The sequence below is a fragment of the Virgibacillus halodenitrificans genome, from assembly GCF_001878675.1.
In the GTDB taxonomy this organism is placed as follows: Bacteria; Bacillota; Bacilli; order Bacillales; family Amphibacillaceae; genus Virgibacillus_Q; species Virgibacillus_Q halodenitrificans.
The window spans coordinates 697,080-719,376 of the sequence record NZ_CP017962.1 but is presented as its reverse complement, the minus strand read 5'-3'; the positions used below and the strand labels follow the sequence as shown (position 1 = coordinate 719,376).

At 35.7% G+C, this 22,297-nt stretch carries 18 protein-coding genes and 1 pseudogene; 1 reads left to right on the top strand and 18 read right to left on the bottom strand.

Features of this window, described 5'->3' with window-relative positions; all coding sequences use genetic code 11:
- Window positions 1–119 precede the first annotated feature (119 nt).
- The 18 genes and pseudogenes from BME96_RS03720 to BME96_RS03630 form a co-directional block, all read right to left on the bottom strand.
- Window positions 120–380, bottom strand: a complete 261-nt coding sequence (locus BME96_RS03720; RefSeq protein WP_071648304.1) for a hypothetical protein — start codon at window positions 378–380, stop codon at window positions 120–122.
- Between the two features lie 215 nt (window positions 381–595).
- Window positions 596–958 (bottom strand): hypothetical protein, encoded by a 363-nt coding sequence (locus BME96_RS03715; protein WP_071648303.1) that lies wholly within the window; start codon window positions 956–958, stop codon window positions 596–598.
- Window positions 959–1,451: 493 nt separating this feature from the next.
- Entirely contained in the window at window positions 1,452–2,039 is a 588-nt protein-coding gene (locus BME96_RS03710) for a hypothetical protein (RefSeq protein ID WP_156035940.1), read from the bottom strand.
- Between the two features lie 415 nt (window positions 2,040–2,454).
- On the bottom strand, window positions 2,455–2,934 hold the full coding sequence (locus BME96_RS03705) for a hypothetical protein (RefSeq protein WP_121615661.1): 480 nt from the start codon (window positions 2,932–2,934) through the stop codon (window positions 2,455–2,457).
- A 658-nt stretch (window positions 2,935–3,592) separates the two neighbouring features.
- Complete coding sequence (locus BME96_RS03700) at window positions 3,593–3,919, bottom strand: hypothetical protein (RefSeq protein WP_071648302.1); 327 nt, start codon at window positions 3,917–3,919, stop codon at window positions 3,593–3,595.
- A gap of 800 nt (window positions 3,920–4,719) precedes the next feature.
- Window positions 4,720–5,162 (bottom strand): annotated as a pseudogene (locus tag BME96_RS19940) (pre-toxin TG domain-containing protein); the annotation flags it as partial.
- A 601-nt stretch (window positions 5,163–5,763) separates the two neighbouring features.
- Window positions 5,764–6,252, bottom strand: a complete 489-nt coding sequence (locus tag BME96_RS03685; RefSeq protein WP_071648299.1) for an SMI1/KNR4 family protein — start codon at window positions 6,250–6,252, stop codon at window positions 5,764–5,766.
- Complete coding sequence (locus BME96_RS19935; RefSeq protein WP_231478667.1) at window positions 6,249–7,304, bottom strand: HNH endonuclease; 1,056 nt, start codon at window positions 7,302–7,304, stop codon at window positions 6,249–6,251. The genes BME96_RS03685 and BME96_RS19935 overlap by 4 nt, the downstream gene beginning before the upstream one ends.
- A 279-nt stretch (window positions 7,305–7,583) precedes the next feature.
- Window positions 7,584–8,210, bottom strand: coding sequence for a hypothetical protein (locus BME96_RS03675; protein ID WP_071648298.1), 627 nt, complete (start codon window positions 8,208–8,210; stop codon window positions 7,584–7,586).
- 17 nt (window positions 8,211–8,227) lie between these two features.
- Window positions 8,228–9,988 (bottom strand): T7SS effector LXG polymorphic toxin, encoded by a 1,761-nt coding sequence (locus BME96_RS03670; protein ID WP_071648297.1) that lies wholly within the window; start codon window positions 9,986–9,988, stop codon window positions 8,228–8,230.
- Window positions 9,989–10,008: 20 nt separating this feature from the next.
- Window positions 10,009–10,308: a YwqI/YxiC family protein gene (locus BME96_RS03665; RefSeq protein ID WP_019377040.1), complete on the bottom strand. Its 300-nt coding sequence runs from the start codon at window positions 10,306–10,308 to the stop codon at window positions 10,009–10,011.
- Complete coding sequence (locus BME96_RS03660; RefSeq protein WP_071648296.1) at window positions 10,305–10,736, bottom strand: YwqH-like family protein; 432 nt, start codon at window positions 10,734–10,736, stop codon at window positions 10,305–10,307. Before BME96_RS03660 ends, BME96_RS03665 begins: the two co-directional genes overlap by 4 nt.
- A 26-nt stretch (window positions 10,737–10,762) precedes the next feature.
- On the bottom strand, window positions 10,763–11,218 hold the full coding sequence (gene essA / locus BME96_RS03655) for a type VII secretion protein EssA (RefSeq protein WP_019377038.1): 456 nt from the start codon (window positions 11,216–11,218) through the stop codon (window positions 10,763–10,765).
- Window positions 11,199–14,123 carry a type VII secretion protein EsaA gene (gene esaA, locus BME96_RS03650; protein ID WP_071648295.1) on the bottom strand — a complete coding sequence of 975 codons (2,925 nt, stop codon included), beginning with the start codon at window positions 14,121–14,123 and terminating at the stop codon, window positions 11,199–11,201. The genes essA and esaA overlap by 20 nt, the downstream gene beginning before the upstream one ends.
- Window positions 14,120–18,544: a type VII secretion protein EssC gene (gene essC, locus BME96_RS03645; protein ID WP_071648294.1), complete on the bottom strand. Its 4,425-nt coding sequence runs from the start codon at window positions 18,542–18,544 to the stop codon at window positions 14,120–14,122. Before essC ends, esaA begins: the two co-directional genes overlap by 4 nt.
- A 21-nt stretch (window positions 18,545–18,565) precedes the next feature.
- The gene (gene essB, locus BME96_RS03640) at window positions 18,566–19,903 is read right to left on the bottom strand and encodes a type VII secretion protein EssB (protein WP_071648293.1); all 1,338 of its coding nucleotides are present in this window, start codon (window positions 19,901–19,903) and stop codon (window positions 18,566–18,568) included.
- 83 nt (window positions 19,904–19,986) lie between these two features.
- On the bottom strand, window positions 19,987–20,226 hold the full coding sequence (locus BME96_RS03635; RefSeq protein WP_019377034.1) for an ESX secretion system protein YukD: 240 nt from the start codon (window positions 20,224–20,226) through the stop codon (window positions 19,987–19,989).
- A 136-nt stretch (window positions 20,227–20,362) separates the two neighbouring features.
- Window positions 20,363–20,656: a WXG100 family type VII secretion target gene (locus tag BME96_RS03630; protein ID WP_019377033.1), complete on the bottom strand. Its 294-nt coding sequence runs from the start codon at window positions 20,654–20,656 to the stop codon at window positions 20,363–20,365.
- Between the two features lie 284 nt (window positions 20,657–20,940).
- Between BME96_RS03630 and BME96_RS03625 the strand changes: the two genes are divergently transcribed.
- Entirely contained in the window at window positions 20,941–22,266 is a 1,326-nt protein-coding gene (locus BME96_RS03625) for a D-serine ammonia-lyase (protein ID WP_197035853.1), read from the top strand.
- Window positions 22,267–22,297 lie beyond the last annotated feature (31 nt).

Genomic DNA, 22,297 nt, shown 5'->3' with positions numbered 1-22,297 from the left:
TTTAACTTTAATTTTATTCAATTGATACCATCCTTTCTAATTAATCTCCCATTTCCAAATTCTCCTATATGCTGACCAATTAAGTTCGACATAAATTGTTCGACATGTAATTAGATTCATTATTTATCTCTATTTTTTATATATTTCTCTTGCAATTTAACCAGCTCATATAGTTCATCAAAAGCTATATTTTCATTCTGCACTTCATCTATAATAAAATGCCCACTTCTCTCCTTTTTTTCATATATTTTCCATGTATTATTTTCCTTATAGCACCCTAAAACAAATGGTTCATCTGTCAAACTATCAACTACTACAATATATTCTGCTAAATTAATATTTTCATTTTTTAATCTATCTAAAAATTCATGTTTAGTCACAATATCTCCTCCCTACTAAAATTCAATATTTAATAAACCTAACCTTTTTAGAAAATCATCGATAAGATTTATACTTCTACTAGCTACTGGTTTTAAAATAAATAATATGCCAACGACTCATGTACTTCAGTTGCTGAGGTTTTCCCGTCGACAACATCCTATTTTCATCTCTAATTGCTTTAAATTCTATCAGTTAGTTTTTTAAGTAACAGTAACTAATATGCCTTTCCATGCTTTTTAAATTCACCGGTTTTAAGATCAATTGAAAAATACCAGTCCTGCCACCCAGAACTTTTATCTTCATAACAAACTACTGCCGGCTCGATTTTAGGGTGAGTAGTTACATAGGAAAAATGATAGCCATTAGGAGAATTGGCTTCTATCATCTTTTTTCCTTGTGCAGTATAGATTAATAACTTTTTGTTCTCTTTTACTTTTTCATCAATGAGTAAAACCAATCCTAAATCCTGTATTATAGTTCCACTATCTACTTCTACCTCTTTGACTTTTATTGTATTTCCATCAAAGTCCCAAATAACTATATTTTTTTCTCTGTCTAAAATCAAATCACTAATCATCTTATTTATCCTTTCTTGCCTTGGATTTTATCTCGAAAATCGCTTTAATAAAGTATATCCATTATTTTATTTTCAAGAAACACTTAATGCCATTATATTTATTCTGTGGTGCAATTCTTCCTTTGTAATTTCAATGTGTTTATTTCTAAGAAATTCTATCCTACTCAGTTCGTTTGCATTTTGTTTTAAAAAGTGAGTTTTATTAGCGGCTGCTTTGTATTAGGATTCTCACTACGAAGAGCAAGATCTAGTTTTATCAGAAGCTACTTCTTCTGAAGATAAGTAAGTACCTCCAGAGTATCTTGGGAGAAGTGATAGTGATAAATCTCGAAGCATGTTAGATGGGCTTTGAGGGAGATGGAAATGATACAGTGATTTCATAATTCTTATATAGGAATTTTTATACTAGGAAACCTGTCAAAAAATGAAGTTTATAACAGATTTCCTATATTTATACTTAATTAATTTACATCTATTTTACAGTTATACAAATTTATAAGTATACACAGATATCCTCATCCGTGAAGTTGGAAGAAAGTACATTAGAATTCATTAATTCTTTCTCCAATGTTTTAAGTAAATATAAAAGGTATATTCTCTCATACATTACTTCATAACCTTCTTCAATTTCTAACGGAAGTGTTTCCAAATGGATTTGCTGATCATTGCCAATGAATTGTACAATTAAGTTGTTTTCATTATTCTTTTCTACTTGAATCGAAGAGGGCTTTCTTTTATCTTTAAAGTCATAATAGCTTGAAGGAATGCCCAGAACCGAAACTTTTTGTTTAACTATTTCTTTTGTGAAATCTACTTCATTTTTACTAGTAGGTAATACAAAATTAAGATAATAGTGGGAAGATAGCTGCTTTAAAAAGAAATATTTAACCGCGATCTCTTCATTTGAAAATTTTTTAATTACTTTTTTCTTAGGTGCATCTTTTCTTTCGCTATATATAAGACTGTATTCCCAGTTCTTTTCTGTTTTTTGTACTTGATAGTAATTCTCCCCTTGACCAGACTTTTCTATTAATTTATCTCCAGAAAGGATTACTTCCTTCCCAACTTTATTTAAAATCATAGACGCTTCCTCATATTTCAACTTTTTAGCTCCTCTCGCTCAACATATCCAACTTATATCTCTTTAATATGTTTGTTTTTAAGTAATTTTTCAACCGTAGCTTCTACCATATTGCCTTCAAAAACTTTAATTTGCATAGAAAAATGAAATTGTATTCCACCGCCTTTTCGGTCAAACCAAGGAGATATTTCCCCTCATTCTAAATAGAAGAGGGAGAGATACAAAAAATTTGGTATGCAGAAAATCATATTACTGTGGAGGATAAGATAAAGTAACGTGATTAGAAACATAAACCGTATGGTGAATTATATGATAAATACAAGCTTACTTTCGACAATTAGCGTGTAAATGGACGTTAAAAGAACTAATTCTCTATAGTTGTCATAGATCGCACCTATTACCAGGTCAGTAAGATCTATAAAAGAGATATCCCCCAACGTCTTTTACAAATACTATCCATTCGTAAAACTTCCGTCCACATTCCTTCTGGCTTTCCAAGTCCTTCCCATTCAAAACAATTCTTCAATTCCTTCTCCTTACGATTCAAAGTAATTCTAAGCTTGTTTAGAATTTTATCTTGATTAATTTTAAATGGAGCTGTACCTAGACCTTCCTCTATTAATTGGCAAAAGATAGTTGATAGAGCACAATATATATCAAATAATTCACCATCTATCATAGTTATTAAAGATTGTTCTAATTTCAATTCTACTCTTTTATTTTGATCATCTAAATATAGTGGATAAATTCCTTTCGTTAATATACTCTCTACATCTGTAGGCACGTTTGCACTAACCCCTTGATGAAGTTCAATTTTATAATCTCCTTTCCCCTTTAACAAATCAATGAACTCATTATTATCAATAGCTTGAATAACTTTCATCTTAATATTCATACAAACTACTCCTATTCTATAAATGTTTTATTTACAATCTATTTTTTTAATATTAATAATAATGAGCTAATCTATTTCAATTAACTCACCATCTCATTTCAATACATTATATATATAAATATTAAATAATAAATACACCTATAAATATGAAAAATTACTATTCATAAATTCTTTACTTATTTGTAGATTATTTATTCTATTTGATGGGATGAATAATCTAATTTACCCCATCAAGTAATGAGACTCATAGTTTCATTTACTTTATAAGGTTCTACTTATCTTTTCACTTGAACCATAAACATAAATTTTATAGGCTTTGGCCCCTATATACTTCATCCTTATAGAAAAAACATCTGCCTGTAATTTGCTAAATTTATACTTTTAATACTTTGAAATCACAACCATTAACTCTTTTTGTAGAAACAGACGAAAGGTGAGCCTATATTGATTGGCTCACCTTTCGTCTGTTTCTTTGATTAGTATCACTTAAAATCTGTCCTAAGATCAATCTACTTCAAAATATGCTCTATTTCAATTTCTTAATTAATTAAGATTATCCATCACTTAAAACTTATATTAATTCAAAAAACATTTATTCATTAAACATTTTCTAAATCATTTACTCGCTACTACTTTTAATACTAATAAACAAAATAATTTAATCATCTTTCATTTGCTCATCTACTTCTTCAAGATATCTTTCTGTATCTAAATAAGATTCTATAAGATTATCTAAAAATTGAATACTAACCTCTCTATTATCTTCATATATATGGATTTTGGCACCAGCTTTTGATAATAAACTTATAAGTTTTCTCATTTCTAACAATTCGTCAATATCTAATAAATTATACGATAAGACAAAGTCGTTATTATTAAGTAATTCTTTTATTTCATATATACTTTTATCAATTTTATTTCTTAAAATAGCGACGTACTTGACTTCATTAGCATCTTTCTCTATTCGCATATTCATTTTAGCCATTCAAATATCTCCTTCCGTAAATTAGAAATCATAAATATGGTTAATCCTTTTTCCTGGCAGACTATTTTTCCAGTTACCACCATGCCAACCGTTAAAATACTCATTAGGTATAGCTGGATATATAATTTCCCCTTTATTTGCTAAATGCGGATATAGCGAAGCACTGTAAGAATGATGCCCTTGTATGTTTTACCATCTACTTTTGGTTACTTGCCATTCAGAATATCATTTAATTGCTTCTGATCCCAGTTTCTTGTTGGAGTTTCGTTATTCAATATTCTTTGACGTTCTTGCTACGAGAAATCGTTCACACCCATACTTCTATGTTTAGCAAACTTTTTATTCCATGTATATTGTTCATACTCGACTTTTGTAATTGTCCTATTCTCTATTTTAACTCTGAGTTCTTTCATTTTCTTAGCACTTAATTGTTTTTGCTGAATAGGATGTTTCATTAAGTCCAAGCCTTTAGTTCTTTCCAAAATCACTTCTTCTGCAACTATAGGTTCAGTAGTTTCCTTTCTAGCCCCACCCGTACCTTTAATACCTACACTAACTCCTTCAACACTTTCAGCTTTTTGAGAAGTGACACTCTTCTTCTCTACCTGATCCACAAAACCAAACATATCCTTTCGCACAGAGGAAGCTCCAGCTGTTGCAAGGTGTGGACCATTACCTATACTTAAACCATCAAAAGCCTTTGAAACTTGTTCATTTAGGCCTTTTCCTAGCTCTTTCCCACCAGCGACAAAGTTTGTTGCATCCTTTGAAATGCCGTATACACCCTTTATGCTAACATAACCAACGCCCAACACAAACAGTGCTTCTGTCAAACTGCTATTCCGCTTCTCTTCACTCAATTCATTTCCAAACATATCTTTTCCGGTAATATATTCACTGAAGCCGTTTGCGGAAGCAAGGCCATAAATGCCGTACTCTGTTTTTTGTAGGTAGTGAATGCTTTGGCATTTTTATAGGCATCCAGGGAGTGGTCCACCGCGTTGACGCCCTTGGCGGTTTTGTAAATGGCATTTCCGCCTTTTGCAGCTCGGCCGGCCTAGCCGACAAAGGGAATGAAGCCTGCTGCTGCAAAAGTGGCTGCTTTGACACGATCTGCTTCAGATAGTTCCTCGCCCGTCATTGGATCAATACCTGTAGCTGCGCGTTTCATATCATAATAGCCAGTGACTTCTCCAGTAAACGTAGAAACAGTATCCCATGCTTTTTGATACCATGGTCGGTTTTCCAATCGTATAAATTCAAGTTAGTCCCCAACATGATTTAATTACATCTTCTTTATATTTCAAGCTACTTTCATCTCTTGCCTGCTCTTTAGTTAAGACACGTATATACCCGTCGACGTTTCACATTTCACCGTCTCGTAAATTTATAACGCTATTTTCGGCTGCCCTGTTGTAAAACTAGTAACCTTCTTATGTAAACTACCGTTTATCGCCACGAGCTTTGTCATTGTCTTTAATTTGTGGTTTTTTTAATATAATAAGTCTTCTTGGGATTAAAAATGTCATGACTCCTATTTATCTTATTATTTTCACAAACCAATTAATAAAACAACATGCCTGGATAGTACCGCCTTCATGAGTTATGAATTTCATTAGCTATTTTTATGTTGTCCAAAGTTACAATTCAAAAAAATCACTTGTTGCCTAAAAGACAATCAAGTGATTTTTTGTTATATCTATAGTATTAATTAATAGTTCTCTCTTAAACCAACATGCCCGTCTATTTACGTTAGTTTTAGTTTGATCTCTGTACCAATACATTATGTTAATAATGTCATCTCGCATATTTTATAATACTTATTTTCTTAACTTCACAGTTTTTTAGTCATGTAACTTATTAAGAAATTCTGTAAATGTTGCTGCAACGTAAAATACATTTTCTCTTGCACGTTCTTCAGCCTGTTCTTCTGTTAACCCTTCTTCTTCCATTAACATTTCTTTTTCAGCAGCATTTTCATGTTCCCAAAATACCACAATGGGATTATCTTCATGATCTGTATAATCAAAGCATATTAAATTTCCAGACGGATCAAAGGCAAATGGAATTATTTTTTTTTGAAGAGTATCCTTATAATCATTGAAAACTTCTAGAATATGCTCATCATCTTCACTATCATATGTTAGTAATGTTCCAAATACCTTTTCTTTTCCTTCAACTTGAAATAACTCAGGGCTAACATGTGCACCATTATAATCCATAGCAACTTCTATATAATCTAAGGGAAATTTCACTCCTAATTTTTCTCCAACATTCTCCACTTCTTTCTTAGTTATTGGTTCATCCCATGATCTCCAATTTAACTTACTCATCTGATACCATCTCCACATAATTTATTTCCACCTAAATGATTCACTTTATGCGTCTTAGATACCACAAGTTGCATCTTACCAGGTGCCTGATGATGATGCCATGTCAATCCTTTAATTCTGGCTTCACCATTTTCAATATCTCGAAGTTGTTTTGGTGTAAATATGCTCTTAGAGATTTCCCCTTGTTCAATCGCTTCTTTTAACAACCCTGTACATTCTTTAAATTGAGTATCATCAATTGCTTTAAACATACTCCCCTTTAGTTTCATTGAAAATTTAACATCGTCTCCCTTAAAAATTGGAAAACCTAGTACATCATAATCTACATCTTTCACATGTTTTCCTCCCGCTAATCCTTTATTTACTATATTATTCTTTGGTGAGGCATTTAAATAATCATCCACATGCCCCACTACGGCTTTAAATTCTTCAACACTCTCGTAACCAAATTCCTTTATAGTTGTATCATCTACAACTTTCAAAAAGTCTTCAACACTCTCATAACCTTTTGGAACAATGGATCTGTTAATCAAGTCTCCATTTTTATCATAATTATTTTTAATAACTTCATCAATTTCAGAACGTTGAACATCACCCGTGCCCTTAGCACTTAAACTAACTCCTTCAGCTTTTTGAAAAGTGACACCGTTCGTCTCTACCTGATCCACAAAACCAAACGTATTGGATCTCACAGGGGAAGCTCCAGCTGTGGCTAGGTGTGGCCCATTACCTATACTTAAACCATCAAAAGCCTTTGAAACTTGTTCATTTAGGCCTTTTCCTAGCTCTTTCCCATCAGCGACAAAGTTTGTTGCAACCTTTGAAATGCCGTCTACACCCTTTATGCTAACATAACCAACGCCCAACACAAACAGTGCTTCTGTCAAACTGCTATTCCGCTTCTCTTCACTCAATTCATTTCCAACCATATCTCTTCCGGTAATATACTCACTGAAGCCGTTAGCTGATGCGAGTCCGTAAATACCGTACTCCGTCTTTTGCAGGGTGGTGAAGGCTTTGGCATTTTTATAGGCGTCGAGGGAGTGGTCCACCGCTTTCACGCCCTTGGCGGTTTTGAAATGGCATTTCCACCTTTTGCTGCTCGGCCAGCCCAGCCACAAAGGGAGACCCTGTTTCTGTAGAAAAATAATAACCTGCCAAACAATAATAAATTTTTATCATTGCTTAGCAAGTTATTTTACTACTTATCATTTTTTATACAACTCACTACAGGTCCATATGGTAAATCTAAAAATTGTTTGTTCTACTAGTTCCGTACATTTTATCATTTTTTATTTCGGCTTCACACAAACACAGGTGCTATGTTTAGCTTAAGATAGAACTATTTTTATATACTCATCTGATAATTTTTCCGCATCTAGATTGCAAGTCAATAAAAATTCAAAATGTTTATCTAACAAATACAGCTTATACACTTTCTTAAAAGTATTATAATAGGCTAACCAGTTTTCTACTACTGGAGATTCAACAACAATCTTTTCGCCTTCTCCTATAAAGAAAACCTTACTTTCAGTAACGTTAACTGGCTCTAGTAGAATACTATTAGCTTTTTTAAGTCCGTTAAAACTATAATACGATTGACTTATATTTAATCTATTAAATGCTTCCTGTAAATCTCTTAAACTACAATGAGGCTCTCCAATATTTATATCCTTATTATCTTGCTCAAATGGATAAATATATTGTTCAAAAAAGTACCTTTTTAGTTGGAATGAATAGAAATATTTACTTGCCTCCGTTTCCGACGAAAAGTTTTTTAAAATTTTTATTTTACTATTCTTTTCTTTTTCAACGAATTCAAACTTCCAATTAAGCTTGTCTTTGTGAATTCTATAAAAATTCTCTCCTTGCCTTCTTTTTTCTTCTAGACCTTCCGTAGTAATTTGTATAGGTATTGTTAGTTTATTTAGTAGGACCGAAACTTTCTGAGTATTCATATACAAACCTCGCTTTTTTATTTTATTGACTTTATATATTTGTACTCAACTAAATTAGAAACTGTTGCTTCTACCCAATTGCCATCAAAATCTTTTATTTGGTAATCTGAATAAAATTGTATGCCCTTCCCTTCTTGGTCAAACCATGGAGCTACTCTTCCTGATTTCACATTAAATTCTCTAATTACTTCATATCTTTCATACGGTTTATCCTTCATAAAAGGCGGTAATGCTCTACTCTCAAACGATGACCCATCAGGAGAAAAGTATTTACCTGTACCGTTGTCTCCAAAACGATCTATAACTTTCCCTTTAGTTATCATCTCTTTATCGTATTCTCCTCTAATAAATCCATCGGTATTTGGGTCTCCATTGGTACCTGGGTAATGTATGTTACCTGTATATTGGTCAAAATATTTAGGGTTATCATAAATGTTTTTATTAGCTAAATATAAGTTATCACTTGGCGGATACACCCATCCATCTAATCGCTTACGATCATTTGCACTAAGAGTTTTAACTTTCTCTCGCATTACCAATTTTTGCTTAAATTGAAGTCTATCAACACCATACCCTGCACCACCAACGCCCAACACAAACAGCGCCTCTGTCAAACTACTATTCCGCTTTTCTTCACTCAATTCATTCCCGAACATATCTTTTCCTGTTATATACTCACTGAAGCCGTTAGCTGATGCGAGTCCGTAAATACCGTACTCCGTCTTTTGCAGGGTGGTGAAGGCTTTGGCATTTTTATAGGCGTCGAGGGAGTGGTCCACCGCTTGAACGCCCTTGGCGGTCTTGTAAATGGCATTTCCACCTTTTGCAGCTCGGCCGGCCCAGCCGACAAAGGGAATGAAGCCTGCTGCTGCGAATGTGGCTGCTTTGACGCGATCTGCTTCTGATAGCTCTTCACCCGTCACTGGATCAACACCTGTAGCTGCGCGTTTCATATCATAATAGCCAGTGACTTCCCCTGTAAACGTAGAAACAGTATCCCATGCTTTTTCATACCATGGTCGGTTTTCCAATTCTTCCATTTCCTTTTGGATACGCCGCTGCTCCTCCTGTTGCTCTTTAAATTCGAGATAAGCATCTGTTTGTGCTTGTGCATCTTCTAGCATCTGGTATACATCACTATTTTGATATGCCTGTGCATCAAAATTTATTGGCGAAATTGCTGAGCCTTGGCTTGTTGCATCAAGCAGAGCACTGAAGAGACCTACCATCATATTCTCGAGATACTCAGAAGAGGCATATTCCTCCACTAGTCCTTCATCCAGATTAACTACCTGTTCCATCGTATCTTTTCGTTTCTTATTGGCCTGGTCTATCTTTTCTTCAAAGTCCTCCTTTGAGAAAGGCTGAAGAGAGACAAGGTCGTTTATTCGATCAAAAATGCTTTTTAATGATTTATGCTGGGAGTCAACCATCTCTTTTGACTGTGTATGTCCAGTATATAACTCTTCTTTCAAGAATGGTACCTGGACCAACGTGTCTCCTGATAAATCCACATCCTCCGTTGAACCTGATATACCATTAAAGAAGGCAATTCTCACATTGCAGATAGAGATCCAGGAATCTACCACTTCAATCTGCCCCTGATAGAATCCTTTGATTGCCCTGGCTCCCTGACCCTTAAAACCATCCAGATCCACTATTTTTTGAAAGGCATTTTTCAAACTAACAAACTGCTTCTTCAAGCTTTCATATTGTACAGCTCTATCTTCCATGGAAGCTACCAGTGTTTTGGATTCCAATAAACGTTCATTACCCATGACTTTCCTGCCTCTCCATGTTAAGTTCGCTTTATGGCTTCATCCTGCTCTTTGAGTGTCTTCACATTAGCCACTGTATCTGCTAGATTTTTTTCCACGACCTGCATATATTGCTTAAGTAATTCCTCTAGATTTTTTTCTCTTTCCAACCATTGGTCTGTATAATTCAGCTTGTTTTTCCCATACACATCTTCGCTAGCACCTGTTAATTTGACTTCTTGCAATGCTTCCTTTGCATCATCTATTTCACTTAAAACAGACTCTATTTCCAAACGGATTTCTGAAGCTCCACCACCAGTTGTTTCTATATGTGCCTTCATGAGAACAACCTGCCTTTTAGATCTCTGATTTTATCTCCCAATTCTGCAGCAACCTCTTCACCTTTATCCAGAAGGTTGTCTGCCTGATGAGCAATAGAACTCGCTATATCCAATGCACCTTTTTGCAAATTTAATTGAAATATTTCATTCTCAATGCGCTGAATGTAGTCATCATAGTCATCAGTAATTTTTTCCATAATTTCTAAAGCATCTTCTCGATCATCATCAAAGTTGTTAGCACGGTTGCCTGACCAAACACCTTCTAAAGTCGGCTTGGTAATTTTCGTTATTTCCGTCATACTGGATGCCTGTTCCTCACGAATATCATTTTTAGCTTTCGTTAATCTGTCAATTTTTTCTTCAATATCAGCAGACCGACCGGATATAACTGCAAAAGCCTGACTTAGGAAATCAGCATCATCTGCCATCTGATACACCTCCGATATAAGTTTACTCAGCTCTCCGAGTGCTTTAACTTAGGTAGAAGAACAAAGAACATAATGCCGATAATAAGCACGACGGCTATAATTAATAGCATCATGACATTCGTGCTACTTTCCACATTCTCCTCGTCACCATCTAGCTTCATTTGTTTCTCTTTCTGTGAAAACAAACCAAGTTGGTTCGACTTGGATGTAATCGTATTTGTCTCTTTTACAGAAGAGGCAAATAACTTTTCCTTAATTAAGTTACTCTCCGTCTTATCTTTCTTCTCAAAAGATAATTGTTTCTGTTCTTCTGGAAGTTCTTCACGTTGTTCGATTTGATCCCGACTATTCGGCTTAATATTAATTTCTTTTTTTTCATATATATTTGGCTCTACCGGTGCTTGATTATCCTCTGCATGCACCGGCAGGCTTACAAACATAATAGATACTAATAGAAGAAGACTAAGAAGCTTTTTCTTCATTCGGCTCCACCCTTGCTTTATTTCTCATAACTTGCAATGTGTAAATAAAAGCAGAGATTGCTAGTGTAATAGCAGCTAATACAATTATTGTTAGTATAAACGATGTTTCCGTACCATACTGTAATCCCATATATACATTGGATACTGGATTATTAAAGGTGAACTCAGGAACCACAATATTTAATAGTGGTGTAATAAAGAACACGATCATCGCTATACTTGCCAACCACCCGACAAATGGTCCAATGAACAAACCACCACGGACCACGTTTGCACAGGCCATCAATAAAAGAATCGTAAAGACAGACCATTTTATTGCCTGAGCATCATCCAATTCATATAGATTCAAACCATAAATACTTATTATCATTCCAACCGCCAGATTCAGTAAAAGGAATAAACCACCTTGTACGAGATACGTATTGTTGGAGTAATAATGACTTAAGAACCCGATTAATAATCCACTTATAAGGATAATCATGAACATAACCACAGGTGGCACTCTTTCCTCCGTTTCAGAAAGAACCTTGCCATTTACTTGTCCTTCTACATTTACAGGATTGGCTAAATGATTATAAACAAATGGATTTTCCTGGCCATCGACAACGGTGTTCCCAAGGATCTCGTATGCATCCTCTCTGATTAACCCAGTCGAAGCTACATTGACAGACCATTTATTATTCAACTCATCCGATTGCTTTTGAACAGTACTAATTTGAGCTTGTAAATCTTTTGTGTTTGTGGTAATTTCGCTCTGATTTTCTTCCAGGTTGGTAACTAAATCAGATAATTGCTTTAAGTCAGAAGCAGTGCCCTGTTGGATACTGAATACCATTTGACCATCTAAATACTCCAAAGACGGAGATTCCTGCCATTCAAACGTATCTGCATTCACCGTTTGAAGTTGGTTCGTAATCTCAGTTGCGTTTTGTTGGAGTGCTTTTATTAAATCGTTTGTATTGGCTTGCTCTGCTTGGATAAGTTCTTTATTTTCGTTAAGAGTCGATTCTAATCCATCCAAGACCTCAGAAAAGCTTTCAGTTGGACTTTGATTTCTTAGTTGATTTATTTCCTCACTTGCTACACCAAAGACTGGACTTAAACGATCAGTATATTTTTGGTTAACTTCTACAAATAATTCTTTCATTTTTAAATCTATATTCAACTTATCTATTTCTTTAATTATTTCTTCATTTATATTTGTTTTCTGATGTAGTGTTGTTTTTACTACGGTAAGAGAATCGTTATATGTTATTAATGAATCAATGGTTTTCTTTTTAAGGCTGTCCTTTTCTGGAAAGCCTACCTTCAATTCGTCCTCAAGTTGATTATTTATAGCTCCCTGCTTTTTGTCAATGTTATCAACTATCCTTTGAACTAATCCTTTTCTATTTTCCTTTATTTGTTTGAAAATATTTTCATACTCAGTCACCAAGTTATCCCAGCCTTCAAAAGGAAGACCTTTATTTATTTCGCCCTCTTTTGAAGATAATGCATCACTAATATCATGAATACTAGTGTATAAACTATCCCAGTCCAAAACAGGAAGTTCAACGACATTATTTATTCGACCTTGCCCTTGTTGCGTTGAATCGCCTGTATTTTCACCCTCTCCTTCACCACTATTATCAGGAGGAGAAGTTTCAACTAAGCTCTGAATCGCCTTAATTTCACCTTCCAAAGTACTCAAATTTTCTCTAAATTCTTCTAAGGAAACGGTACTATTTTCGGGTTTGTTTAAGTCACCTATTTCCATAGAGACAGGTGCGTTCGTTATCAAATTAACTGCTTTAACCGCATCTTCACGTGCAGCATTCCGTTTTTGATTATCTATTCCATCAATATAGGAATCTATTATGCTATTTATCTCCGTATTTAGGTTTGTATAGATTTCCTTATTCGATCTCTCCCATTCCACCCAGTCATTAATCGCATTTTTACCTTTAGCGATATTCGTAGAATAGTTTTCAAGAAGGTTTCTATTTTGATTTTCTAAATAAACTACGGAATCCTGCATTTTACTTATTTGCTCTTGTTTTTTTGCCATACTCTCAGAAAGCTTCGTATTGTATTCCTCTATAATACCTGCAATAGCTTCCTGGTTCTTTGTCTGTGCTGCTTCGAGTAGCTTTTGCTGCTCCAGTTGTGTTTCTTTATATGCTTCCAAAGCTTCGGTAAATGTCTTCATTTTATTTTCTGCTTCATTCGCAGCATTGGCACTGTCGCTGGATACATCATTAATTTGATCTGTCTGATTTAAGATGTTCTCCAAATTGTTTTTATGCTGATCAATTTCATGTGCCAATGTTTTGGAGGATGGAGTATAGAATGAGTACATCGCATCCTGAAAAGCAACTTCTTTTTCAAGAATTTTATCAAACTGGGCTCGGATGTTGTCTACTTCTTTTGACACATAGCTCCAGTAAATGGTGGACATCTCTTCATTAATTTTGTTTTTTGCAGTCGCCATTTCTCTGTGAATCCGTTGACGATCTTTCGCTTCCAGATTTGGCTGGATAACGTAGTTCAATGCTGCCTTTGTAGGCTTATCTTCCTTAAAGGTCATGATGTTCTCTGAAAAAGTTGATGGTACATAAATAATGGCATCATATTTTTGATTGCTAAATCCTTGTTCTGCTGCACTTCTGTTTACGACTGTCCATTTGTAATCCTTTTGTTCATTTAATAGAGCTGGGATCTCTTGCCCCAATATCAATTTTTCTTCTTCCTGTATTATTCCTGTATCTTCATTTACAACAGCAACACTTCTTGTCGCTTCATCCTCTTCCTCCTGGACAGCCGGTACTGGCTGGCTGTCCACATAACGGAATAGAAGGAGTGGGAGAACAAGTATGACAAGAATTTTTGCTGCTAGAGTTAAAGAGGATTTAAGTCCTTCACTCATGTAGCTGTCACCCTTTCTGCATCATAATGGGGAACCTGTATTTTCTTAACTTGGCCATTTACTACAAAGTAGCCAAATCCTGCTTTAATTTCAGGTTCATTTCTTGTATATGGTAATGTAATGAAACTTTGATCAGACTTCTTCATTAATAAAATAGCTTGCTTTATTTGTTTTACTTCACTTGTCAGTGGATCGAATCCTTTAGAGAACTCGTTTGCATTTCCTGTTGCAATAAAACTAAAGCCTAAATGACTGTATTTTTTAATAAAGTCAGCAATTTTCGTTTGTAAACCAGCATCCAGATTTTGCTGGAAATTCGCCATACTATCAACAAGAAGAATATATGGTGTAAATTGAAGATTCGCTGAGGTACGCTCACGTAGTGCCTCACGATATTTCTCTTCCCGGCTTTCAAACTCGCTTCCAGCCGTATTCAGCCAATTTTCCACATGCTCTTTTACTTCCATATAGGTTACGCCGCTCTCATCAACATAGTTTGCCAATGAACGATCAACTGAATCGAAGACACCAATCTGCGCGTCCGCCTGTTCCTGCATTCGGTGAATAATCAGTTGCAGCATATTTGTTTTTCCTTTTTGAGCGTCTCCTAAAATAAGACAATGACGATTTTTTTGCCAGTCAATGTACACTGGCTTAACTGTGTCCTCATCTAATCCTATAGCGAGCTTTGTTTTAGAAGGTATCACGTTGTAATCCTGATAGAACGTGATGAACCCTAAACGTTGTGGTAGCATGGCAATTCCTTCTGGTTTTTCGCTATGCTTATATGTTTCTTTCAATTGTTTTACTTTTTCTTTTATATTTTCCAATACTTCCACTTCTGTTTCTCCAGCTACCGGCAAATAGATCTGAGCAAGAAAGGCATCATCATTTTTGATATATACTCTTCCTGGCATTGCCTCTGTATCGTATTGGGTTTTACCAATAATCGCGTATTTCTCTGCCTGATCCATAAGGTAGTGAGCAATTTTGGTTTTTAAATTACTCATCAGTGCATGCTTAACGGCGTTGGATCTAGTCGCAGTTAATACAGTGTATACACCAAGTGACTGGCCATCTCTGGCAATCTGGGTAAATCTGTTTTCCAAATCGATCATTTCTTCTTTTACTAAATCATAGTTATCAATGGCAATATAAATAAGTGGCAAACTTTCCTCAGAAATCAGATTATACATCTTGATATTACTAACTTCCTTGCTTCGGAAAAGCTGCTTTCTTCTTTCCATTTCTTCCGCCATAAATGTTAGAAATTTTTCTATTTTACGTTGATCATCCGAACGGAAATAATCTCCTGTATGTGGTAATTGTTGCAACGGAAGAAGCGCGCCATTACCAAAGTCAAAAATATAACAATTAAAAGCTTCAGGGCTGTTTTCTTCAGCGAAAGCCAACAGTAATGTTTGTAGAGTGGTAGATTTCCCATAACCTGATGAGCCAAAGACACCAATATTCCCATCATCCATTGCCTTATAGGTATATGGCATTTGACGTTGTTGCTCTGGTTCATCCACCATAGCAATTGCATAGTGATTGACTTCATTGCTTATCTGCTCAGGTGCAAATGCTCTGGATGGCAATGGAGGCAACCAAGGACTTGGCAGCTTATTAATATTGAGTCGTTGCTGCACCACAGCTATCTCTTCAACCACCGCATCAATTTCAGTACGTTTATCCTTTTTACCACTCTCTTCTGTTGCTACATCAGATAATGGGATTAATCCCAAATCAGTAACGAGAGCTATTTCATCTTCAGCACCGAAGGCTTCTTTCGTATAAGGCGCGCCACTCCATGCTGACTGGAATAATTCATAGACTTCGTTATTGCCAACCTGCAAATAGCCTCGACCGGTAACTGTTATTTTTGCGGCATCTCCATTTTTAAGGATCTCTTTACTATCACTCTCATCCTGTACCTTTAATGCGACTTTAAATCTAGCATTACTCCATATTTGATCATCAATAATTCCTCCTGGCTTTTGTGTTGCCAATATCAGGTGGACACCAAGACTACGACCAATACGTGCAGCACTGACCAGTTCTCGAATAAATTCCGGTTCTTCGCTCTTTAATTCAGCAAACTCATCGGAAATTAAAAATAAATGTGGTAATGGCTCCTCTGCTTCGCCTTCTTTATACAAATCCGTGTAATCATTAATGTGATTTACTTCATACATATCGAATAATCGCTGTCTTCGTTTTAATTCACTCTTAATTGAGGCAAGGGCACGTTTACTAAAGTTCTTGCTGCCTTCAATATTCGTAATAGTACCCAATAAATGCGGCATGGATTTAAAAGGCTGTGCCATTCCTCCACCCTTATAGTCGATAAGCAGAAAAGCAACTTCATATGGATGGTAATGAACAGCAAGGGACAAAATATACGATTGTAAGAATTCACTTTTTCCTGATCCCGTGGTACCTGCTAATAATCCGTGCGGACCATGTGCTTTTTCATGCAAATTTAAATATACATAGTCGTCCTTTCCTTTAAGCCCTACTGGTACAGCAAGCGACTTAGAGGATTGATTCTCCAGCCATTTTTCCTGAATCCCGATCTCCGCAGCATCTTCTGTATGAAATAATTCTAAGAAACTTACTTTATCCGGAATAGAGTTACTCATGCCTAATTGGTGATCTAGCGATCGTAGCGTCCTCGCAAATGTTTCATTGTCCTGTTTCGTATGTTCATCGAGATAAAATGGAATATGTACTGCTTTTTGTTGTTGAATTAAAATATCACCTTGTGTTTCATCGATATAACGGACAAGTGTGTGAATATTTTCGGATAGACTTTCCTTCGTGTCAGCTGCAAAAATAGTGGAAATCCCTATATCTGCATGCTCTCCTTCTAAATACTCTAAAATTACGTGCTCGGAGATCAGCTGTCTATTCGTAATTAAAAAGACAAAATGTGGACTGAAAATTTTCTTATCCTTTTCTTCATCTAAATCTCTTTCCTTCAATAACTCGTAAATAGAAGTAAGCAGCTGATCTCTCGTTTGTTCATTATAAATAAACCCCTTTGCATACGCATGTGGTAATTGAAAATGTGGCAGCCATTTCATCCATTCCCACGAGGCATATTCCTGTTCATCAAAAATCGCAACAAATCGAACATCATGGTAGCTTTGTGAGAAGCTTAGCTGTCCTACAATTTGTTGTATTTCCTTTTTTACGATAGAGTCTTTTCCAATCATCCCCATAGAGCCTTCAGATAAATTAATAACGAGCGGAGAATTTTTTATCGTTTTATAATGCGACACTAATTCTTGGGATTTTTCCAGGAGATCATCAATTTCCTGATTGGACATATCCGTTCGTTGAGCAGAAACTTTGAAACTGGCTGGCACACTTGCACGCCCTACGCGAAATTGTAAAAAGTCATTACTAACAAGTGTGCGTTCCCAAATACGGTTACTTATCTCGTTCGTTAAATATTTCATTCTTTCAAAGGAAGGAAAATGATAATACAACACGTCCCGTTGTTTATCTGCTAAATTCTGCAGCTCTTCCCGCTTGTTTTCTAAGTAACGTGTATACAGACGCTTTCTCTTTTCCTTGCGATGTCGTTGCTTCTTTTTTTCCTTAAAATATTGTACTGTAGATGTTACTAATGTTGTTCCAAACATAGCTACTGAAATAAGTATAAAGATTCCTCTTGGACGTACTAAAGCTACTACCCCCATAACAATCAGCATCATCAATGGAGGCATAATAATTAACCAAAGTCCACGCTGATTATCTTCACTTTCTTCAGAAGGAAAAGAGAAATCAATCTTATCCTCTGGTTGCTCATAGATCATCCGAGGGGTTCTTCTGTATTTTGGATACTTTTGCTTTAACACACTGGAAGGTAGTTCTATTTGTTCCAATTCCATTTGAATATTCTCATGAGTGGATAACTCAAGCGTGTCATCATCTGTTAATGTCACCAAACTACCGGCACTGTAAATAATATCTCCACAATTCAGTACTGTTCTTGACCTGATCTGTTGCCCATTAATATAGACAGCTTCATCTATAGGCAATACACACCATCGTTTATTCTGCTTTAACATACGGAAAGCTGGTAAGTCAGCCGCATGTGGAATGCTTATTTCAGTTCGATTACCCGTATAGAACATTTTTGTTTCATATTTGGACGTAGTAATTAGAAATTTAACCTCTTGGCCATCAATAAAAACAGGAAGCGGAACCCCTTCCTTCAGATCATGAATTACTTCCTGGTCTAAGTACAAAACAGTTCTATCCTCATTTAGTTCTAATCTGTATGGTGTTGGGATTTCAACGGCTTTAATTGTTAGTGTATGGTGTAATTGGTTACCAATGGTAATTTCTTTCAAATCATCTATTCCTAAACGCTGATAGTAGTCTTTATAGAAGACCCATAATTCCCTCATTCTGACACCTCCTTACCCATTTTACTTTTTGGAATCCTCTTCTTTATTTGTATCTTTCTTTATCGTTTCAGCTGATTCTTTGGACTCTTCTTTTTCTTTTGCCTTTTCATCTGTCGAAGTTCCATTTTCTTGACTGCCAGCTGCCTCTTCTTCTACAGTGGTGCTGCCTTGCTCAGAATCAGATTCTTTTTGCTGCTCCAATTCTTTTTCCATTTCTTCTTGGTATTCATCAATTTCTTTTTCAATCGCATCTAATTGGTCTTCACGTTCAGATCCAGTAAGACTTTGGTCTGTTTTAATATCCTCTCGCTGCTTCAGCAACCCATAAATAATTAATTCTCTATCTTCCAATAGTCTTGCGGTGTCTACTGCTTCCTGATAATTCCCGCGACCGATATCTATCCAATAAAGAAAGTACTTACGGTCAGACTGAAGTGTGATCGTATTTTGGACATTCTCCCTTTGTTCCTCTGTTAATGATTCACTTACAATATAGGAAGAAGCTAACTGATATTGAACTACGTACGGCATATCGTCATGATCGTATTTTTGTAATTGGTCGATCACTACACTGTACTCGTTTTGTAAGAAGGAACGATTACTTGCGACATATGCCTCTGTTTCCGGAATTTTAAAGAACAATGCATAAGCTGTATAAATGAGGGCTGGAACTAAAAAAATAAGTAATGCTAGAGAAATATATCTCTGAAACTTCCACTTTTTCCTCGGAACATGGAAAACAGTTTCTTCATATGCTTGATCCTTTTTCAAATTATCTTCAATAATTTCATATAGCTCTACATAAGAAGCTGCATGCATAATTTGTTTTGTAACAGAGGAAAGGTCTTTCGTTTCATAATGCGATAAGTACGTTTTAAAATCATACTTTTCATCAGCAATTGCCGCTATTATTGCTTTCGTTTCTAACCAAAGCCTGTCCGTATCCTCCTCATAAGGTGGAAGACTTTCCTTTACCCCATAATGAAGGAAATGGGGAGTTAAACCTCGATCATACATGATGTTCTCAGGACTTATAATTAGTTTTAATCTATCCAATGAATGACTTTGTATCTTTTGGAGTATGTTATAAGCAAACTGCCATCTTGACCGCACATTTTGCTGATGTATTGCTTGGAATGATGCGAAAGTATCAGGTGGAGTTAGTGTAATAATCAGTTGATCCTCTGTAAGCGTAAATGTTTTATTGAACTCTGGCTCTATTTCCTTCAAAAAATGTATCTCCATCTCATCATTCAATTTTAGCTTTGCACGCTGAAAGATAAGATTAATTCTCTCTTCCTCATAAGAGAGGTTTACTTCTGTTTTTTCTTCTAAGTATGTAAGACTTTCCTTTGCCATTTATATACCACCTTCTGCAGCAGTCTATTGTATATTAACAGCTCTTCCGCTGTTATATTTTCCTTAAATATGTATTCATAGTTTCACAGAATTTCAATACGGTCACCTGCTGTAATTCCACAGTCTTTCAGCGTTGATGAGCCATCAAAAACTCTTTTTTTGTTGGCTATACGAATCCAATAGCCCTCCCGTGGTTTGGTAGGTATTTTAGCAGCCTGCCAGGTAATATCCACCAAATTCTTTACCCGATGCTGGTCAGATAGCCTTAATTCAACTGGTGTTTGATTGTATTTGTTTAAATCAATTGTCACATTTATATACATATCGCCAGACTCCTTCTTTAGTAACTAACCCTCTAGACACTACCATTCTCCTGGTATATAATACTTACATTTTATACAAAAAATAGTGCCGACATGTTATAACTGCGGCACTATTTCATCTTCTATTTCTACTGTATTATCCGCGAATTTGACCTGCAATATTAGCATCTGTTTGTCTAAGTGTATCAGCACTAGAAGCTAATTGACGTTGAATGTCCTCTAAAAGAGTTACCATGTTAACAAAAGAAGGTCGTAGTTCTACATATTGATCTTGGAAAGCTTGTGAAGCTCCACCTTCCCATGCGTCTCCTAACTGTGCAATGAGATCATCCAAGGTTTTTAGAATGGCATTTACATTTCCACTTTCAATACCATACCTTCTCGCAAAATCTTCTAATTCTTCAGGGTTTAAACGAATCATACCAGACATTTAAACAACCTCCATTTATTTTATTGTTCTTTCTACATGATATTATAAAAGAAAATATTGGTAATAACTACAGTTTATACAGAATGTTTTATAAAATAAGTCCTTATTCCCACAAAATCAAAGCTTCAAAAATCATTTATAGGCAATAAGTTTGATTAATCTGGTTACCATTAATTACCCATATTGGATGAAAGCTAAACCTTATAGATTATAATATTTGTTTCCTTCAGTAAATACTGAGAAAATAGAAAAATATCAATGAAGCATTTAAGGAGGGATTGTTTATTTTTACAAATAACGAATTAAAAGCGTGGGAATCAACGTATCCTTTATTAACTGATTTAAGAGAATTACGGCCTGTGTATTGGCAGAATCCTCATTTAGCACCTGCTTCTTGTTTTGATACATTACCCTTAACGATGCAGGATATGAAAGAAGCCGAAGAAAGATGGCATAGATTTGCTCCTTTTTTGGCTGAGGTTTTTCCGCAAACCGAAGAAAGTAACGGAATCATTGAATCCCCTCTGCGCCGCATCGCTGGTATGAAGGACAAACTTGCTAATTACTATAATAGAAGTGTAGCTGGAGAGCTCTATTTGAAATGTGATAATGAATTACCAATAGCTGGTTCTGTAAAAGCAAGAGGGGGAATTTACGAAGTATTGCATCATGCAGAAGCACTTGCTATTGATGCAGGCTTAATCTCAAAAGAAGATAATTATACCCTTTTTGCTACCAAAGAGTTCAAGGATTTTTTCAAAGATTACTCCATTGGCGTTGGGTCTACTGGGAACCTTGGATTGAGCATTGGTATTATGAGTGCAGCATTAGGCTTTCAGGTTTCTGTTTATATGTCCGCAGATGCCAAGCAATGGAAAAAGGATTTATTGAGAGAAAAAGGAGCTAAAGTAGTTGAATTTAGTGGCGACTTTAGTGAAGCGATTGAAGAAGGAAGGAAAACAACAACAGAGGACCCTAATGGCTATTTTGTTGATGATGAAGACTCCAAGCATTTATTCCTTGGTTACAGTACTGCCGCATTTCGACTAAAGCATCAATTGGAAGAACAAGGAATAAAGGTGGATAAAGATCATCCTCTATTTGTCTATATACCATGTGGAGTTGGTGGGTCCCCAGGTGGTATTACATTTGGGCTTAAGCAACTGTTTGGAGACCATGTTCATTGTTTCTTTGTTGAGCCCACACATTCCCCGGCTGTGTTAATTGGATTATTAACTGGAGAAATGGACCGTGTTAGTGTTCAGGATTTCGGACTCGATAACAAAACGGCTGCGGACGGTTTAGCTGTAGGACGCCCATCCCAGTTTGCTACTTCTATTAGCGATCAGTTAGTAAGCGGCATGTATACCATGGAGGATGATGATTTATATCGATTACTTGCTATGCTTCAGGATACAGAAAATATCCAAGTTGAGCCATCAGCAACAGCAGGACTTCTTGGTCCCCAAGCCGTCTTAAAAAGTGACTATGTTAAACAACTGGAAATAAATCCGGATCATATTAATCATATCGCCTGGGCAACCGGAGGAGACCTTGTGCCTCAGAAAGATCGAGAAGTATTTTATAAGACGGGGAAAGATCTCATGTAGAAGAATGTAGCGGTCAGAGTGCCGCTACATT

Coding starts and splice junctions, on each gene's coding strand:
- BME96_RS03715 (WP_071648303.1), bottom strand. CDS start 958: ATGATTAGTGATTTGATTTTAGACAGAGAAAAAAATATAGTTATTTGG.
- BME96_RS03710 (WP_156035940.1), bottom strand. CDS start 2,039: ATGATTTTAAATAAAGTTGGGAAGGAAGTAATCCTTTCTGGAGATAAA.
- BME96_RS03705 (WP_121615661.1), bottom strand. CDS start 2,934: ATGAATATTAAGATGAAAGTTATTCAAGCTATTGATAATAATGAGTTC.
- BME96_RS03700 (WP_071648302.1), bottom strand. CDS start 3,919: ATGGCTAAAATGAATATGCGAATAGAGAAAGATGCTAATGAAGTCAAG.
- BME96_RS03685 (WP_071648299.1), bottom strand. CDS start 6,252: ATGAGTAAGTTAAATTGGAGATCATGGGATGAACCAATAACTAAGAAA.
- BME96_RS03675 (WP_071648298.1), bottom strand. CDS start 8,210: ATGAATACTCAGAAAGTTTCGGTCCTACTAAATAAACTAACAATACCT.
- BME96_RS03670 (WP_071648297.1), bottom strand. CDS start 9,988: ATGGGTAATGAACGTTTATTGGAATCCAAAACACTGGTAGCTTCCATG.
- BME96_RS03665 (WP_019377040.1), bottom strand. CDS start 10,308: ATGAAGGCACATATAGAAACAACTGGTGGTGGAGCTTCAGAAATCCGT.
- BME96_RS03660 (WP_071648296.1), bottom strand. CDS start 10,736: ATGGCAGATGATGCTGATTTCCTAAGTCAGGCTTTTGCAGTTATATCC.
- essA (WP_019377038.1), bottom strand. CDS start 11,218: ATGAAGAAAAAGCTTCTTAGTCTTCTTCTATTAGTATCTATTATGTTT.
- esaA (WP_071648295.1), bottom strand. CDS start 14,123: ATGAGTGAAGGACTTAAATCCTCTTTAACTCTAGCAGCAAAAATTCTT.
- essC (WP_071648294.1), bottom strand. CDS start 18,544: ATGAGGGAATTATGGGTCTTCTATAAAGACTACTATCAGCGTTTAGGA.
- essB (WP_071648293.1), bottom strand. CDS start 19,903: ATGGCAAAGGAAAGTCTTACATACTTAGAAGAAAAAACAGAAGTAAAC.
- BME96_RS03635 (WP_019377034.1), bottom strand. CDS start 20,226: ATGTATATAAATGTGACAATTGATTTAAACAAATACAATCAAACACCA.
- BME96_RS03630 (WP_019377033.1), bottom strand. CDS start 20,656: ATGTCTGGTATGATTCGTTTAAACCCTGAAGAATTAGAAGATTTTGCG.